Raw genomic sequence first — 15,246 nt, forward strand, 5'->3', positions numbered from 1 at the left:
GAGGATAAAATGCAGGGTTCTGTTACAGAATTTTTAAAACCACGCTTAGTAGATATTGAGCAAATTAGCCCAACTCATGCTAAGGTGATCCTTGAACCGTTAGAACGTGGCTTTGGTCATACTTTAGGTAATGCATTACGTCGTATCCTTCTATCTTCAATGCCGGGTTGTGCGGTAACTGAAGTTGAGATTGAAGGTGTATTGCATGAATACAGTAGTAAGGAAGGTATTCACGAAGATATTCAAGATGTCCTTTTAAACCTTAAAGGTCTAGCGGTTAAAGTACAGAATAAAAATGATGTTATTCTGACGCTAAATAAATCTGGAATTGGCCCTGTTGTTGCAGCGGACATCGTTCACGATGACGATGTTGAAATTGTAAATCCGGATCACGTAATTTGTCATCTAACGGATGAAAACGTATCTATTAATATGCGTATTCGTGTCCAAAGAGGTAGAGGATATGTTCCGGCTTCAGCCCGTACTCAAGAAGATGAGCGTCCTATTGGTCGTTTACTTGTAGATGCTTGTTACAGCCCTGTCGAACGCATTTCCTATAATGTTTTGGCAGCACGTGTTGAACAGCGTACAGACTTAGATAAATTGGTTATTGAGTTAGAGACAAACGGTACGTTGGATCCTGAAGAAGCAATTCGTCGTGCAGCAACAATCTTAGCAGAGCAACTTGATGCATTCGTTGATTTGCGTGATGTTCGTCAACCAGAAGTCAAGGAAGAAAAACCGGAGTTTGATCCGATTTTATTACGTCCTGTTGATGACTTAGAGTTGACAGTTCGTTCTGCTAACTGTTTGAAAGCAGAAACAATTCACTATATCGGTGACTTAGTTCAACGTACAGAAGTTGAGTTATTAAAAACACCTAATCTTGGTAAGAAATCGCTTACTGAAATTAAGGATGTGCTTGCTTCTAGAGGCTTGTCACTTGGTATGCGCCTTGAAAATTGGCCACCAGCAAGTATTGCTGAAGACTAGTTTGGTCATAGGTTAAGATTTTTCTGAGAAGGATAAGATCATGCGCCATCGTAAGAGTGGTCGTCAACTAAACCGTAATAGTAGTCATCGCCAAGCGATGTTCCGTAATTTAGCAAGTGCTTTAGTTAGTCACGAAATTATCAAAACTACTTTGCCTAAAGCTAAAGAATTACGTCGTGTAGTTGAGCCGTTAATTACATTAGCAAAAGAAGATAGCGTTGCAAACCGTCGTTTAGCATTCGCTCGTACCCGTAACATCGAAACTGTTGCGAAGTTATTCAATGAATTAGGTCCACGTTTTGCTCAACGTGCAGGTGGTTACACCCGTATCTTGAAATGTGGTTTCCGTGCAGGCGATAATGCACCAATGGCTTATATTGAGTTAGTTGATCGCCCTGAAGTTGCAGAAGCAGCTGAATAATTATTTATAAAAAAATAAAAGCCAATAGTTGTTACTATTGGCTTTTTTATTGATTATTGCTTTTCCTTTTCCTTTTCCTTTTCCTTTTCCTTTTCCTTTTCCTTTTCCTTTTCCTTTTCCTTCCAGCTTGCCCTTAATTGAAATTAGGAAATCTCAATGTAAAAAACGATAGTGAACCTATTTAAATTTCATTGTTAATTTCTACGCTAACTTTAAAATTATGCCTAATGATCTCATTGTGAATATAAGCTACCTTTAAATAGTCATTAGGTGTCGTATCCAAAAATTAAGCCCCTAATTAGTTAATCACTAACTAGGGGCTTAATATGAAAAGATCTAAAGTGCGGTTGAAATTACCAGCCTTTTACAACACCGTCTTTAAAGTGTTTTTTTGCTTCTTCATATACTTCTTCTGTTTGATATGCTTTCACAAAATCTTGGATTGCTTTGCTATCTTTATTATCCGTACGGGCAACAATGATATTTACATATGGGGAATCTTTGTCTTCCACAAAAACGCCATTGTCTTGAGCATTTAAGCCTACCTGACCCGCATAAGTATTATTGACTACGGCTAAATCCACATCATCCAATGCACGCGCGGCAACAGAAGTATCGACTTCTGAAATTTTCAGATTTTTAGGATTTTCAGCAATGTCTAATACGGTTGAAAGCAGATTATTAGCATCTTTTAATTTAATTAGCCCTTGTTTTTCAAGAAGAATCAATGCGCGACCACGATTGCTCGGATCATTTGGAACAACCACTTTTGCCCCTTCTTGTAATTCATTTACATTCTTGATTTTTTTAGAATAGCCGGCTAATGGATAGACGAAAGTATTGCCGACAATCACTAAATTATCGAGATTTTTTGCTTTCGCATCTTCGTCTAAATAAGGTTTGTGTTGCATTGCGTTGGCATCTAAATCGCCTTTAGATACGGCTGTATTTGGTAAGGCATAATCATTGAAAAGAACAAACTCAACATTCAAGTTGTATTTATCCTTGGCGACTTTCGCTGCTGTTTCTGCGACTTGATGCTCAGGGCCTGCCATTACACCCACTTTAATTGAAGTTGAGCCAGCCGTCTCAGTTTTTTTGTCATCTTTACAACCTGTTAAAACAAGCGCTGAGGCAATAGCCGTGATTGCGAATAAATTTTTTAGTTTCATAATGTTTCCTTGTGTGAGTTTAAGAAATGATTAACGATGATCAACCCGTTTCGCAAGGGTATCACCAAGTTTTTGGCTAATCATTACAATTGCAACAATCACAATGGTAGCCGCCCAAGTTACGTAAGGCATATTACGATATACACCGTAGTTAATCGCCAAACTGCCTAATCCGCCACCACCTTGCGTCCCTGCCATTGCGGTGTAACCGATTAACGTCACAAAAGTAAGTGTGATAGCATTGATGATGGTTGGTAGCGATTCAGGTAAATAGAATTTACGAATAATTTGCCAATGGGTTGCGCCCATTGCTTTGGCAGTTTCGGTTAGTCCGGCGGGAATTTCAAAAAGTGCATTACTGGTTAATCTGGCAAAGAAAGGGGTTGCCGCCGCACTTAATGAAACAATTGCTGCATTAGAACCAATACTTCCGCCCGGTAACAGCCAGCTGGTTAATGGAATGAGTGCCAATAACAAAATGATGTAAGGAATAGAACGACCAATATTAATAATAATATTTAAAAAGGCGTTAAGTTTCTTATTTTCTAATATTGCCCTTTTATTTGTTAAAAATGTTAAAAAACCGATGGGTAACCCGAGCAATACCGCAATTAAGGTTGAAAGGACCGACATATACACCGTTTCAAGGGTAGAAACCGCGAGAAGGCTTGCAAATCGGTCCGGAAATTGATGACCAAGCATTGTCAATAAATCATTGAACATAACCGAGAACCTCCACGCGTACATTGTTTTCCATTAAATAAATTTTAGTTTGAGTGATGGCATCTTCATCACCTTCCACCTCTGCAATGGTATAGCCAAATTTCACTCCACCGGCATAGTCAATTTGTGAAGTAAGAATACTGAGTTCCACGCCAAATTTTTTGGATGCCTGTGAAAGTAAAGGGGCATCCACGGAGCGACCGGTAAATTCAAATTTAATGATAGGGTAAGCCTTGCTGTGTTTTGGTGTATCGGTAAGATTGGATAAATATTCATCAGGCAGCGTAATGTGAAATGTTGAACTGATAAATTCTTGTGCCAGTTGAGTTTTCGGATTCGAGAAAATCTCACCAACCGTACCTTGCTCCACTAAGCGGCCTTTATCAATCACCGCCACCTGATCACAAATTTGTTTCACCACTTCCATTTCGTGTGTGATCAGTAAAATGGTGATACCTAAAGTGCGGTTAATTTCTTTTAATAATTTTAGAATGGATTGTGTGGTCGCTGGATCAAGTGCGCTCGTTGCTTCATCGCATAACAACACTTTCGGATCGCTTGCCAAGGCACGTGCAATTGCCACGCGTTGTTTTTGACCGCCGGAAAGATTGGACGGATAAGCATCACGTTTATCATTTAACCCCACGAGAGTTAAAAGTGCGGTTATTTTTTCTTGAATTTTTGCTTTCGGTAAACCTTCTAATTCTAACGGTAATGCCACATTCTCAAAGACAGTGCGTGAGGTTAATAGGTTGAAATGCTGGAAAATCATCCCGATTTGTCGGCGGGCGCGAATGAGTTCACGATTGGATAATTGGGTGAGGTCGATACCGTCAACAACGACAGAACCACTGCTTGGTTTCTCCAACAAATTGACACAACGAATTAACGTACTTTTCCCTGCACCGGATGCGCCAATGACACCACAAATTTGACCTTTCTCGACTTTTAACGACACGTTATCAAGTGCGGTCAATTTCTTGCCCTGCAGCTCAAAAATCTTCGTAATATTATTTAGCTTAATCATATAAGCCCTTGTTCTTTATTGCTTTTAAACCTGTTTCGGTATTCTAGACGTCTAGATCGCCGTGTCAATATGTTGGGGAATCTTTTTTAGACGGATTAATTATGGGTTAGTCGTTAGGGGTATAATTGATGAGGCGAAGGAGATGACATTTGGGGAAGATTGCCATATAAGCGATTTATATGGCATTCCATTCCCTATGATTTTGTATTTAATGTTGAGATAGCCTCGGTTAAGTGAACAACCGGATTTTCAGAGAACATAAATTTATCCACATCAATTTCAAAATCATCATTTGCACCATTAAAGAGCATTTGTTTAGTGTGTTCAAGGTGTGTCCACATAGCAATTTTAGCGGCTTGTGAGTCTTTATTTTTCAAGGCGTTCAAGATGGCATCGTGTTCTTCACACCAACTATCAATCGATTTTGCATCAATATGTTCGTGTAATTTTAACCAATAAGGATTAAGTACCCGTTGACGCCACATTTCTTGCACAATGGTGATTAATGCACTATTGCGTGTGATTTGCGCGATTTTTGAATGGAATTTAAAGTCCCATTCTGAATCACGAAACCGATCTTCCTGTCGGGCATTTTTTTGAATTTCCATTAACTCAATAATATCTTCTTTTGTGGCTTGACTTGCTGCAAATTCAGCAACAATGGGTTCAACGAGCTGTCTTGCCTGTAGTAACTCGAAAGGCCCACATTCAGCAAATTCTAAACCACGACTTTGATTTAAATATTCCGTATGCGTTTTCGGAGAGGATGAAATGACGTGAATACCGGAACCTTTTTTCACTTCAACAAAACCTTCAACTTCAAGCATAATGATAGCTTCACGAACAACGGTTCGACTAACGTTCATTTCTTCACAAATTAGTCGCTCGGGTGGGAGTTTTTCTCCAACTTTGTATATTCCTGAAGTAATGCTTTGCTTTAATTTTTGTGCAAGTTGTTGATATAACCTTTGATTATCAGACCATTCCATAGTTTTTTTTACTGTTAAAAATAATGCGAGATTATAACATAGATCTTAATGCTTCTTGTAATACAACTTACCGGGTTTGATAGACCCGGTAAGTTGTGGAGGTATCATAATCCGAGCAGATTAGGTAGAAATAAGGAAAGTTGAGGCACGTAAGTGACTAAAAATAGCGTGACTAATAACACAATGAAGAATGGCAACATTGGCTTTATGAGATCTTGTAATTTAACGCCGGAAACAGAGCAACCAACAAATAAAGCACTGCCGACAGGTGGGGTACAAAGACCGATACAAAGATTAAAAATCATCATAATACCAAAATGAACGGGATCCATTCCTAGTTCTTTTACAATAGGCAGGAAGATTGGGGTAAAGATTAACACAGCCGGGGTCATATCCATAAATATGCCAATAACAAGTAATAAGATATTGATGATGAATAAAATAACAATTAAGTTATCTGACAGACTTGTGAGCAGATCATTTACCATATATGGGATGTCTGCATTTGTCATTGCCCAAGACATTGCCACTGACACACCAATTAAAAATAACACGATAGATGTGGTAACAACGGAATCCAAGATAATTCGGGGTAAGTCTTTCCATTTTATTTCACGATAAATCAAAACGGATAAGATGAAGGTATAGACTACGGCAATCGCAGAGGCTTCGGTTGCAGTAAATACGCCACCCAAAATTCCGCCCATGACAATGATGACCATTAGCATACTGGGAATTGCATCAACCGCGTATTTTATAACCATTGCGAATGTTGGTTTTTCAGATACGGGGTAATGCCTTTTTTTAGAGATAACATAATTGACAACCATAATCCCTAACCCCATCAAAATTCCGGGGATATATCCTGCCATAAATAAAGTTGCAACTGAGATACCGCCTGCCGTTAGTGCATAAACAATCATAACGTTTGAGGGCGGAATTAATAATCCGGTAATACAAGAAGAAACATTGATTGCTGCAGAATAAGACGGATCATACCCTGCTTTCTTTTGTAATGGCGCCATTGTGCCACCTACCGCCGCGGCAGCCGCTACTGCTGAACCGGAAATTGAACCAAACATCATATTTGCCAGCACATTGACGTGTCCTAGCGAACCCGGAATTCGCCCTACTAAAACTTGTGAGAAATTAATTAATCGGGTTGCAATACCACCGCTATTCATTAATGAACCGGCTAAAATAAAAAACGGAATGGCTAATAAAGAAAAACTATCAAGCCCTGTTGCGATTTTTTGTCCCGATACAATCATCACCGTATCCGGAGGAAGCATAAAAGAGGCGGCGGCTAATGTGGCTATACCGATTGAAAAAGAAATCGGGATGCCTAAAAAGACAAGAACAAAGAAAGATAAAAACATCACGGAAGGAACAAACCATTCCCAAGAAAATAACCATTCCATTATTTATTCTCCTTTAAGGAAAAAATATTCTCGATTAAAAATAATGCACTATAAAAGAGCATTAATATTCCGCTTAACGGTAAGGCAACGTAGATATAAGCCATTGGGATTTGCATTGAGGGGGAGATTTGTCCGGAGGCATAAACATTTCCAATAAGCGTGAAACCTCCAAATACCATTACCCCTAGAGAAAAAGTGAAAATGCAGAGATTGATGAAGATGTTGCTAATGGCTTTTTTCTTGTGGGTTAGATTATGGGTAAACAAATCAATTGAAAGGTGTTTTTGTAAACCTACAGTGTAAGCTGCCCCTAATAATCCTACCCAGATCATACTAAATCGGGCAATTTCATCGGTGACGGTACTTGGTATATGTAATACATATCGGCTGAATACTTGCCAAGTAACACAAATAACCAGTAATACCATCACAATAATTGAGAATGTCGAGATAAATTTATCTACCGGTTTTTTTATTTTTTCTAATTGCATAGCGTACGCTCCAAATTTTCAAATAAGTCAAATATCTCTCCACTACAAACAAGAGGAGAGATTAACCTTATTTCTTTCCTTCCTGTTTTATGGCTTCAATAATGTCGGATAAATCAGGATTTTTAGCGAAGTCATCATAGAGTGGTTTTAATGCATCACGGAATGGCTGTTTATCAACTTGAATAAAGGTAGCACCGGTTTTTTGAGCCGACTCTTTTGCTCTCGCCACCTCTTTATCCCAAAGTTCTTGCTGATAGATTTCTGAGTTTTTTGCCGCTTCCTGTAGGATTTTTCTTTGATTTTCATCCAGTTTATTCCACGTTTTACTCGCAATGATTAAGTAGTCAGGAACATTGGTATGTTGATCTTCAATGTAATATTTTGCCACTTCAACGTGTCGGGTTTGTTCATAAGAAGGAATATTATTTTCTGCACCATCAATAACGCCTTGTTGAAGTGCGGTATAAACTTCCCCAAATGGAATTGGTGCGGGTGAGCCACCTAGCAGTTCGATAAGTTTATTGGTCGTTGGTGTCGATACCACTCTAATTTTCATCCCCTTCATATCGGCAGGTGAATGGATTGGTTTTTTGGCATAGAAACTGCGTGTTCCTGCGACATAAGAAGCTAATACATTAAATCCGCTGTTTTGTGTTTTATCCGTAATTTTTTTACCAATATCACCGAATAATACGCGTTTGAAATGTTCTTCATTATCAAATAAATACGGCGTGCTAAAAATAGAAAATTCTTTAACAAAAGACTCCATTTCACTGGCACTTGCTTTTGTCATATCTAAGGCATCATTTTGGATAAGCTCCACCGTTTCTCTTGGGCCGCCCATTTGTCCGCTAGGATAAATCCGAATTTTTAGTTCACCATTTGATTTTTCTTGTACTTCTTTTGCCATTTTATCCAAGGCTTGGTGAACCACGTGGGTTTGATCGAGATTATGTGCTAATTTCAACACTACTTTTTTAGCAAATACGTTATTAGAAAGGGATAACATTGGCAATGCAACGCATAAGCCGGATAAGATAAATTTTTTGAGTTTCATAGTGATCTCCATTATGTTGTATGACAAGAGGATTTTGTATCTCTTTATGTATGCTAATTGAGATTAAAGAACTATCTCTCAGTAACTTACAGCGCAATGGTATCATTTTATTTTTATAAATATCATACAAATTTTTCGTTTTGTGACAACGATCACAAAAAAAAGCTATTAATTTTATTTAATTGGTATAACATATTGTGTGAATGAATTATATGTTCGTTATAGGAGAGAAAGTAATGAAAAGTTTTATGACTGAAGATTTTTTATTAGATACAGATTTTGCTAAGGACTTGTTTTTTAGCTATGCCAAAGATCAACCTATTTTTGACTACCATTGCCATTTGCCTCCACAACAGATAGCAGAGAATTATCGGTTTAAAAATTTGTATGATATTTGGCTTAAAGGTGATCACTATAAATGGCGGGCTATGCGAAGTCATGGTGTAGATGAGAAGTTTTGTACCGGAAGTGCGGTCGATTTTGACAAATTTTTAGCGTGGTGTGAAACCGTGCCTCATACAATTGGCAATCCCCTTTATCATTGGACGCATTTAGAATTAAGACGTCCATTTGGTATTCGTAATAAATTGTTATCACCGGATACTGCTAGGGAGATCTGGGATCAATGTAATACCTTGTTACAACAAGATGATTTTTCCGCCAAAGGGATCATTAAACAAATGAATGTGAAATTTATTGGTACGACAGATGATCCTATTGATGATCTTCATTATCACGAAATGATTGCTCAAGATAACAACTTCCAAACTAAAGTTGCACCAAGTTTTAGGCCTGATAAAGCATTCAATATTGAATTAGAAACCTTTACCGAATATCTGCATTTGCTGGGGGAAAAGGCAAATATTGAAATTTCTTCGTTTAATACGCTTTGCCAAGCCTTGGCTTCACGTATTGATTATTTTGCCGCCCACGGATGTAAAGTCTCGGATCACGCGCTTGATGTGGTTTTATATTGTGATGCCAATGAATCGGAATTAGACCAAATTTTGCAGGAAAAATTATCCGGAAAAGCATTAAGCGAAGTACAAATTGCAAAATTTAAAACTGCCGTTTTAGTTTTTCTGGGTCACGAATATCATAAAAGAAATTGGGTTCAACAATATCATATTGGTGCGCTGCGTAATACAAACAGTTTAATGTTTTCTCAGTTAGGGGCGGATACCGGTTTTGATTCGATTAATGATGCGTCGGTAGCACAACCCTTGGCAAAATTATTAAATGCGCAAGCTAAAAATAATCGGTTACCTAAAACGATTTTATATTGTTTAAACCCGCGGGATAACGAAGTATTGGCAACAATGCTGGGGAATTTCCAACAAGGCGGCATTAAATCCAAAATGCAGTTTGGTTCCGGTTGGTGGTTTAACGATCAAAAAGACGGAATGATCAGTCAAATGACCCAACTTAGCCAATTAGGTTTATTGAGCCATTTTGTGGGAATGTTAACCGATAGTCGTAGTTTTCTTTCTTATACCCGTCACGAATATTTCCGCCGTATTTTATGCCAAATGATAGGACATTGGGTGCGTGATGGTGAAGCGCCGGCAGATATTAAACTGTTAGGTGAAATGGTTTCAAATATTTGTTTTAACAACGCCAAAAATTATTTTGAAATTGAATTAAATTAAGAAGGAATACGATGATGCAAACATTAAATAGAACAAATTTCCCCGGTCCACAATATCCCACTCGAATTATTCAATTTGGTGAAGGTAATTTTTTACGGGCTTTTATTGATTGGCAAATTGATTTATTGAATGAAAAAACGGATTTTAATTCGGGCATAGCGATTGTTCGTCCGATTAATTCTGAATTTCCGCCTTCGTTAAATACACAAGACGGACTTTACACTGCGGTAATCCGCGGATTAGATGAACAGGGAAATACCGTAAAACAATCACGTATTATTCGTTCGGTGAATGAAGAGATTAATATTTATCATCAATTTGATGAGTATTTAAAATTGGCACACAATCCGGATATTACGATGATTTTCTCCAATACAACGGAAGCCGGAATTAGTTATCACGAAAATGATCGTTTTGATGATCGCCCACCGGTGAGTTATCCGGCTAAATTAACGCGTTTACTATACGAGCGTTTTGATGTTTTGGGCAAAAATGCACCGGGATTTATTATTTTGCCTTGTGAATTAATTGATTATAACGGTGAACAATTAAAAACGCTTGTTTTGCGTTATGCAAAAGAATGGGAACTTTCTCAGGCATTTCTTGATTGGCTTGAGGCTAAAAATACATTTTGTTCGACCTTAGTCGATCGCATTGTAACCGGTTACCCAAGAGCCGAAGCTGAAATGTTGGAAACGGAATTAGGCTATCGGGATGCCTTTTTAGATACGGCAGAATATTTCTATTTGTTTGTTATTCAAGGCCCACAATGGTTGCGTGATGTTTTTTATTTAGAACAAATGAAATTAAATATTTTAGTCGTGGATGATATTAAACCTTACAAAGAACGTAAGGTGGCGATCTTAAATGGCGCACATACCGCGCTTGTTCCTGTCGCCTATTTATCCGGTGTTGATACTGTAGGTGAGGCGATGCAAGATGAGCAACTCTGTGGTTTCGTGAAAAGTGCGGTCGAAAAAGAGATTATTCCGGTTCTTTCATTACCCGAGTCGGAATTACATCAGTTTGCTCAAGCTGTGATCCAACGTTTCCAAAATCCGTTTATTCAGCACCAACTTTTATCCATCGCACTGAATAGTATGACGAAATATCGTACGCGTATTTTGCCTCAATTATTGGCATATCAAGCTAAATATCATCATTTGCCGGTGCGTTTAACTTTTGCATTAGCCGCATTGATTGCATTTTATCGGGGGCAGCGTCAGGGACAGGTCATTCCATTACAGGACGATCGTTTTTGGTTGGAACATTTTCAAACCGGATGGCGACTGGTTGAGGCGGGCGAAACATCTCTTTATCAATTCGTTGTTTCTGTATTAAGTCAAACACAACATTGGGAAACCAACCTCGTGGAAATTCCTCAGTTGGTCGATACGGTAACCGAACAATTACAAGCTATTTTAGAGAAAGGAATGCGTGAAGCCTTGTTGTCTTACGCTGAGGAGTGATGATGAAACAATTTATTAAAATCCGCACGCAAGACAACGTTGCGGTGGCGTTGCAGGATTTATCGGCTGGTACATTGTTAGAAATTGACAATGTGAAGATTACTTTGCGAGAGGCGATTGCCCGTGGCCATAAATTTGCGTTGTGTGGCATTGCCGCAGGTGAAAATGTGGTGAAGTATGGTTATCCCATTGGTCACGCCTTGCGTGATCTTTTAGCCGGTGAACATATTCATACTCATAATGTGAAAACAAATTTGAGTGATATTAATGAATATAAATATCAGCCAAAATTGACCGCACTTTCTGTTACCAATCCGGATCGTGATGTATTGATTTATCGCCGACAAAACGGAGATATTGGTATTCGTAATGAATTATGGATTGTTCCGACAGTAGGCTGTGTGGTGGGGATCGCCAATCAAATTAAAAATGCGTTTATGCAGAGAAACGATCTCAGTGATATTGATGGCGTCTTTACATTCAATCATCACTATGGTTGTTCACAGTTGGGAGATGATCACGAAAATACCAAAATTATGTTGCAAAATATGGTGCAACATCCAAATGCGGGTGCGGTGTTGGTGATTGGTTTGGGTTGTGAAAATAATCAGATTGAACCGTTTAAAAAAGGCTTGGGCGCATTTGATGATCAGCGTGTGAAATTTATGGTTGCCCAACATTGTGATGATGAAGTTGAACAAGGCGTGCAACTTTTACAACAGCTTTATCAAGCGATGCGTCAGGATAAGCGTGAGAAAGGGAAATTAAGTGAAGTACATTTTGGCTTGGAATGTGGCGGATCTGATGGGCTTTCCGGTATTACGGCAAATCCAATGCTAGGGCATTTTTCGGACTACTTAACAGCTCACGGTGGTACGACCGTTTTGACAGAAGTACCGGAAATGTTTGGTGCTGAACGTATTTTAATGAACCATTGTCGAGATGAAGCCACGTTTGAGAAAACGGTTCGGATGGTGAATGATTTTAAACGCTATTTTATGGCATATCATCAGCCGATTTATGAAAATCCCTCACCGGGGAATAAGGCAGGGGGCATTACAACCCTTGAAGATAAATCCTTAGGTTGTACGCAGAAAGCAGGCAATAGTCAGGTGGTGGATGTGTTGCAATATGGCGAGCGTTTAAAAGTTGCCGGATTAAATTTATTAAGTGCGCCGGGGAATGATGCGGTGGCGACCAGTGCTTTAGCCGCAGCCGGGTGTCATATGGTGCTATTTACCACCGGCAGGGGAACGCCTTATGGCGGCTTTGTGCCAACAATGAAAATTTCTACAAATAGTGAATTAGCAGCGAAAAAGCCACATTGGATCGATTTTAATGCCGGTCAATTAATTTATGACGTGAGTATGACGCAATTACTTGAAAAATTTATTGATTTGGTTGTAGCAACCGTAAATGGTCAAAAAACGAAAAATGAATTAAATGAATTTCGTGAACTCGCTATTTTCAAAAGTGGCGTCACGTTGTAGGAGGGAAAACAATGAAAAATTTAACCGCACTTGATGTCCTAACGACCTCACCGATTGTGCCGGTGATAGCTATCCAACGCGTGCAAGATGCTGTTCCTTTGGCAAAAGCACTCGTGCTTGCAGGGGTTAAGGTGCTGGAAGTGACTTTACGAACAGATTGTGCCTTAGAGGCGATTCGTCTCATAAAGCAAGCCATACCGGAGGCTATTGTTGGTGCCGGCACGGTAACAAACGTATCGCAATATACTCAGGCGGTAGAGGCTGGGGCGCAATTTATTATTAGCCCCGGTTTGACGGAGAAATTATTACAAAAAAGTAAAGAATATGACGTTCCTTTTATTCCCGGTGTGGCAACGTCTTCCGAATTAATGTCGGCGGCGGAATACGGTTTGACGGTATTGAAATTTTTCCCGGCAGAAATTAATGGGGGGGTGAAGGCATTGAAAGCGTTTTCCGGCCCTTTTGCACAGGTGAAATTTTGCCCAACAGGTGGTGTGAGCGAAAAAAACTATCGGGATTATTTGGCATTAAATAATGTGCTTTGTGTTGGTGGAACTTGGTTTGTTCCGCGTGATCAAATCGAACAGGGGGATTTTGACAAGATTTACCAATTGGCGAAGCAGGCAGTCGATAACGTGAAGTGAGGTGGTAATGAAGATAGGTGTTATTGGGGAATGTATGCTCGAGCTTTCCCAAGTAGAAGGAAAAACCAAACTTGGTTTTGGGGGCGATACTTTAAATACAGCGGTCTATTTGGCAAGGTTATTGCCAAAAGAAACTTTTTCCGTGCATTACATTTCCGCGTTAGGTTGTGATCCTTATAGTCAAATGATGTTGACGTCTTGGCAGGCAGAAGACATTGATACCGCTTTGGTTCAGCAATTGCCACATAAATTACCGGGGCTTTATTCCATCATCACCGATGAGTTCGGAGAACGTTCTTTTTATTATTGGCGCAATGATTCTGCGGCGAAATATTGGTTGGATACAGATTTGACCGATGATGTATTAAATCAATTAAAAAGTTTTGATTATCTTTATTTCAGCGGAATCAGTTTGGCGATTTTAAATGAAGCAAGCCGACAAAAACTCTTTGATTTTCTACCGCACTTTAAAGCCAATGGTGGAAAAATTGCATTTGATAATAATTACCGCCCGATTTTGTGGCGTGATGTGGAAAGTGCGCAAGCTGCGTATCAAAAAATTTTATCTTTTACCGACATTGCGTTTTTAACCCTAGATGATGAAGTTAAGTTATGGAAAAAGGATTCGCTAGAAAAATGTATTGAAAGAACACAGCAATTTGGTGTACTGGAAATTGTCATTAAGCGTGGTGCAGACAGTTGTATTGTTGTGCATTTTCATCAACGATTTGATATTCCTTCGCAAAAAATTAAGCATATTATTGATACAACCGCTGCGGGAGATTCTTTCAGTGCGGGTTATTTATCTGCACGTTTAGAGGGTAGAAATGAAGTAGAATCCGCTCGTCAGGGACACACTCTTGCCGGTTGTGTCATTGGTTATCGCGGGGCAATTATTCCTAAGGACGCATTTTCAATTCGTGATACTATAGCGGTATCATTATGAATTGGAGATAAAAATGAATAAAGCGGTATTTCTTGATCGCGATGGTACGTTGAATATTGACTATGGCTATGTACACGACATTGATCATTTTAAATTTATCGATGGGGTGATCGAGACATTGCGTGAGTTAAAATCAATGGGCTATTTATTGGTGTTAGTCACCAACCAATCCGGGATCGCTCGGGGATATTTTTCAGAAGAGCAATTTTTGCAATTAACGGAGTGGATGGATTGGTCATTGGCAGAACAAGGCGTAGATTTGGATGGCATCTATTACTGCCCTCATCATCCGGAGGGAAAAGGTGAATATCAAGAAGATTGTGATTGCCGTAAACCTAAATCGGGGATGTTGTTGCAAGCGATCAAGGAATTAAAGATTGATCCTACGCAGTCTGTGATGGTGGGGGATAAAATCGATGATTTGAAAGCGGGAATTGGGGCAAAAGTGAAGACGAATGTGTTAGTGCGCACCGGAAAAAAGATCACTGAGGAAGGAGAAGTATTAGCTGACTATGTGTTGGATTCTCTTGCCGATTTACCGAGAGAGCTAAAACGTTCAATAAAGTAGCAAAATTTTATTGGTTCTTATACAAATTGAATAGGACTTAATCAAAAGATCAAAAATTTAAATTTTTTTACAAAAACCGCTTGCAAGGATTTCATTTTTCCCTATAATACACGGCACACAACGACGCACTGTTGTGGGACATTTGAATGATAACAGTGCGTCGTTGTTTTTTTGCTCTTTAACAAT

15 protein-coding genes are annotated in these 15,246 nt (G+C 39.0%); 8 read left to right on the forward strand and 7 right to left on the reverse strand.

Going from position 1 to position 15,246, the window contains the following annotated elements; all coding sequences use genetic code 11:
• Positions 1-9 precede the first annotated feature (9 nt).
• Positions 10-993: a DNA-directed RNA polymerase subunit alpha gene (locus tag BKL49_RS07055; protein WP_077423930.1), complete on the forward strand. Its 984-nt coding sequence runs from the start codon at positions 10-12 to the stop codon at positions 991-993.
• Between the two features lie 40 nt (positions 994-1,033).
• Positions 1,034-1,414 carry a 50S ribosomal protein L17 gene (gene rplQ, locus BKL49_RS07060; protein ID WP_077423932.1) on the forward strand — a complete coding sequence of 127 codons (381 nt, stop codon included), beginning with the start codon at positions 1,034-1,036 and terminating at the stop codon, positions 1,412-1,414.
• A 353-nt stretch (positions 1,415-1,767) separates the two neighbouring features.
• Here rplQ and BKL49_RS07065 read toward each other — a convergent pair whose 3' ends face one another.
• The 7 genes from BKL49_RS07065 to BKL49_RS07095 form a co-directional block, all read right to left on the reverse strand.
• Entirely contained in the window at positions 1,768-2,586 is an 819-nt protein-coding gene (locus tag BKL49_RS07065; protein ID WP_077423934.1) for a MetQ/NlpA family lipoprotein, read from the reverse strand.
• A gap of 30 nt (positions 2,587-2,616) precedes the next feature.
• A complete protein-coding gene (locus tag BKL49_RS07070; RefSeq protein WP_077423936.1) occupies positions 2,617-3,309 on the reverse strand; it encodes a methionine ABC transporter permease in 693 nt (230 codons plus the stop codon).
• Positions 3,299-4,336, reverse strand: a complete 1,038-nt coding sequence (metN, locus tag BKL49_RS07075) for a methionine ABC transporter ATP-binding protein MetN (RefSeq protein WP_077423938.1) — start codon at positions 4,334-4,336, stop codon at positions 3,299-3,301. The genes BKL49_RS07070 and metN overlap by 11 nt, the downstream gene beginning before the upstream one ends.
• A gap of 194 nt (positions 4,337-4,530) precedes the next feature.
• Positions 4,531-5,325, reverse strand: coding sequence for a transcriptional regulator ExuR (gene exuR / locus BKL49_RS07080; protein ID WP_077423940.1), 795 nt, complete (start codon positions 5,323-5,325; stop codon positions 4,531-4,533).
• A 104-nt stretch (positions 5,326-5,429) separates the two neighbouring features.
• Entirely contained in the window at positions 5,430-6,746 is a 1,317-nt protein-coding gene (locus tag BKL49_RS07085) for a TRAP transporter large permease (RefSeq protein ID WP_077423942.1), read from the reverse strand.
• On the reverse strand, positions 6,746-7,237 hold the full coding sequence (locus BKL49_RS07090) for a TRAP transporter small permease (protein ID WP_077423944.1): 492 nt from the start codon (positions 7,235-7,237) through the stop codon (positions 6,746-6,748). Before BKL49_RS07090 ends, BKL49_RS07085 begins: the two co-directional genes overlap by 1 nt.
• 67 nt (positions 7,238-7,304) lie before the next feature.
• On the reverse strand, positions 7,305-8,294 hold the full coding sequence (locus BKL49_RS07095) for a TRAP transporter substrate-binding protein (protein WP_077423946.1): 990 nt from the start codon (positions 8,292-8,294) through the stop codon (positions 7,305-7,307).
• Between the two features lie 236 nt (positions 8,295-8,530).
• On the opposite strand from BKL49_RS07095, the gene uxaC reads away from it, so the two are divergent.
• Genes uxaC through gmhB form a run of 6 tightly spaced genes read left to right on the forward strand, consistent with a single transcriptional unit; the run spans position 8,531 to position 15,060 of the window.
• Positions 8,531-9,943, forward strand: coding sequence for a glucuronate isomerase (uxaC, locus tag BKL49_RS07100; protein WP_077423948.1), 1,413 nt, complete (start codon positions 8,531-8,533; stop codon positions 9,941-9,943).
• A gap of 11 nt (positions 9,944-9,954) precedes the next feature.
• Positions 9,955-11,412: a tagaturonate reductase gene (locus BKL49_RS07105; protein ID WP_279625914.1), complete on the forward strand. Its 1,458-nt coding sequence runs from the start codon at positions 9,955-9,957 to the stop codon at positions 11,410-11,412.
• Positions 11,412-12,902, forward strand: a complete 1,491-nt coding sequence (locus tag BKL49_RS07110; protein ID WP_279625915.1) for a UxaA family hydrolase — start codon at positions 11,412-11,414, stop codon at positions 12,900-12,902. The genes BKL49_RS07105 and BKL49_RS07110 overlap by 1 nt, the downstream gene beginning before the upstream one ends.
• A gap of 11 nt (positions 12,903-12,913) precedes the next feature.
• Positions 12,914-13,546 (forward strand): bifunctional 4-hydroxy-2-oxoglutarate aldolase/2-dehydro-3-deoxy-phosphogluconate aldolase, encoded by a 633-nt coding sequence (locus tag BKL49_RS07115; protein WP_077423954.1) that lies wholly within the window; start codon positions 12,914-12,916, stop codon positions 13,544-13,546.
• 7 nt (positions 13,547-13,553) lie between these two features.
• A complete protein-coding gene (gene kdgK / locus BKL49_RS07120; protein WP_077423956.1) occupies positions 13,554-14,492 on the forward strand; it encodes a 2-dehydro-3-deoxygluconokinase in 939 nt (312 codons plus the stop codon).
• 13 nt (positions 14,493-14,505) lie between these two features.
• Positions 14,506-15,060, forward strand: a complete 555-nt coding sequence (gmhB, locus tag BKL49_RS07125; protein ID WP_077423958.1) for a D-glycero-beta-D-manno-heptose 1,7-bisphosphate 7-phosphatase — start codon at positions 14,506-14,508, stop codon at positions 15,058-15,060.
• Positions 15,061-15,246: the final 186 nt, after the last annotated feature.

The organism is Rodentibacter myodis (genome assembly GCF_001999305.1).
In the GTDB taxonomy this organism is placed as follows: Bacteria; Pseudomonadota; Gammaproteobacteria; order Enterobacterales; family Pasteurellaceae; genus Rodentibacter; species Rodentibacter myodis.

Coding starts and splice junctions, on each gene's coding strand:
- BKL49_RS07090 (WP_077423944.1), bottom strand. CDS start 7,237: ATGCAATTAGAAAAAATAAAAAAACCGGTAGATAAATTTATCTCGACA.
- BKL49_RS07115 (WP_077423954.1), top strand. CDS start 12,914: ATGAAAAATTTAACCGCACTTGATGTCCTAACGACCTCACCGATTGTG.
- kdgK (WP_077423956.1), top strand. CDS start 13,554: ATGAAGATAGGTGTTATTGGGGAATGTATGCTCGAGCTTTCCCAAGTA.
- gmhB (WP_077423958.1), top strand. CDS start 14,506: ATGAATAAAGCGGTATTTCTTGATCGCGATGGTACGTTGAATATTGAC.
- BKL49_RS07065 (WP_077423934.1), bottom strand. CDS start 2,586: ATGAAACTAAAAAATTTATTCGCAATCACGGCTATTGCCTCAGCGCTT.
- BKL49_RS07110 (WP_279625915.1), top strand. CDS start 11,412: ATGATGAAACAATTTATTAAAATCCGCACGCAAGACAACGTTGCGGTG.
- BKL49_RS07085 (WP_077423942.1), bottom strand. CDS start 6,746: ATGGAATGGTTATTTTCTTGGGAATGGTTTGTTCCTTCCGTGATGTTT.
- metN (WP_077423938.1), bottom strand. CDS start 4,336: ATGATTAAGCTAAATAATATTACGAAGATTTTTGAGCTGCAGGGCAAG.
- BKL49_RS07070 (WP_077423936.1), bottom strand. CDS start 3,309: ATGTTCAATGATTTATTGACAATGCTTGGTCATCAATTTCCGGACCGA.
- uxaC (WP_077423948.1), top strand. CDS start 8,531: ATGAAAAGTTTTATGACTGAAGATTTTTTATTAGATACAGATTTTGCT.
- exuR (WP_077423940.1), bottom strand. CDS start 5,325: ATGGAATGGTCTGATAATCAAAGGTTATATCAACAACTTGCACAAAAA.
- BKL49_RS07095 (WP_077423946.1), bottom strand. CDS start 8,294: ATGAAACTCAAAAAATTTATCTTATCCGGCTTATGCGTTGCATTGCCA.
- BKL49_RS07105 (WP_279625914.1), top strand. CDS start 9,955: ATGATGCAAACATTAAATAGAACAAATTTCCCCGGTCCACAATATCCC.
- rplQ (WP_077423932.1), top strand. CDS start 1,034: ATGCGCCATCGTAAGAGTGGTCGTCAACTAAACCGTAATAGTAGTCAT.
- BKL49_RS07055 (WP_077423930.1), top strand. CDS start 10: ATGCAGGGTTCTGTTACAGAATTTTTAAAACCACGCTTAGTAGATATT.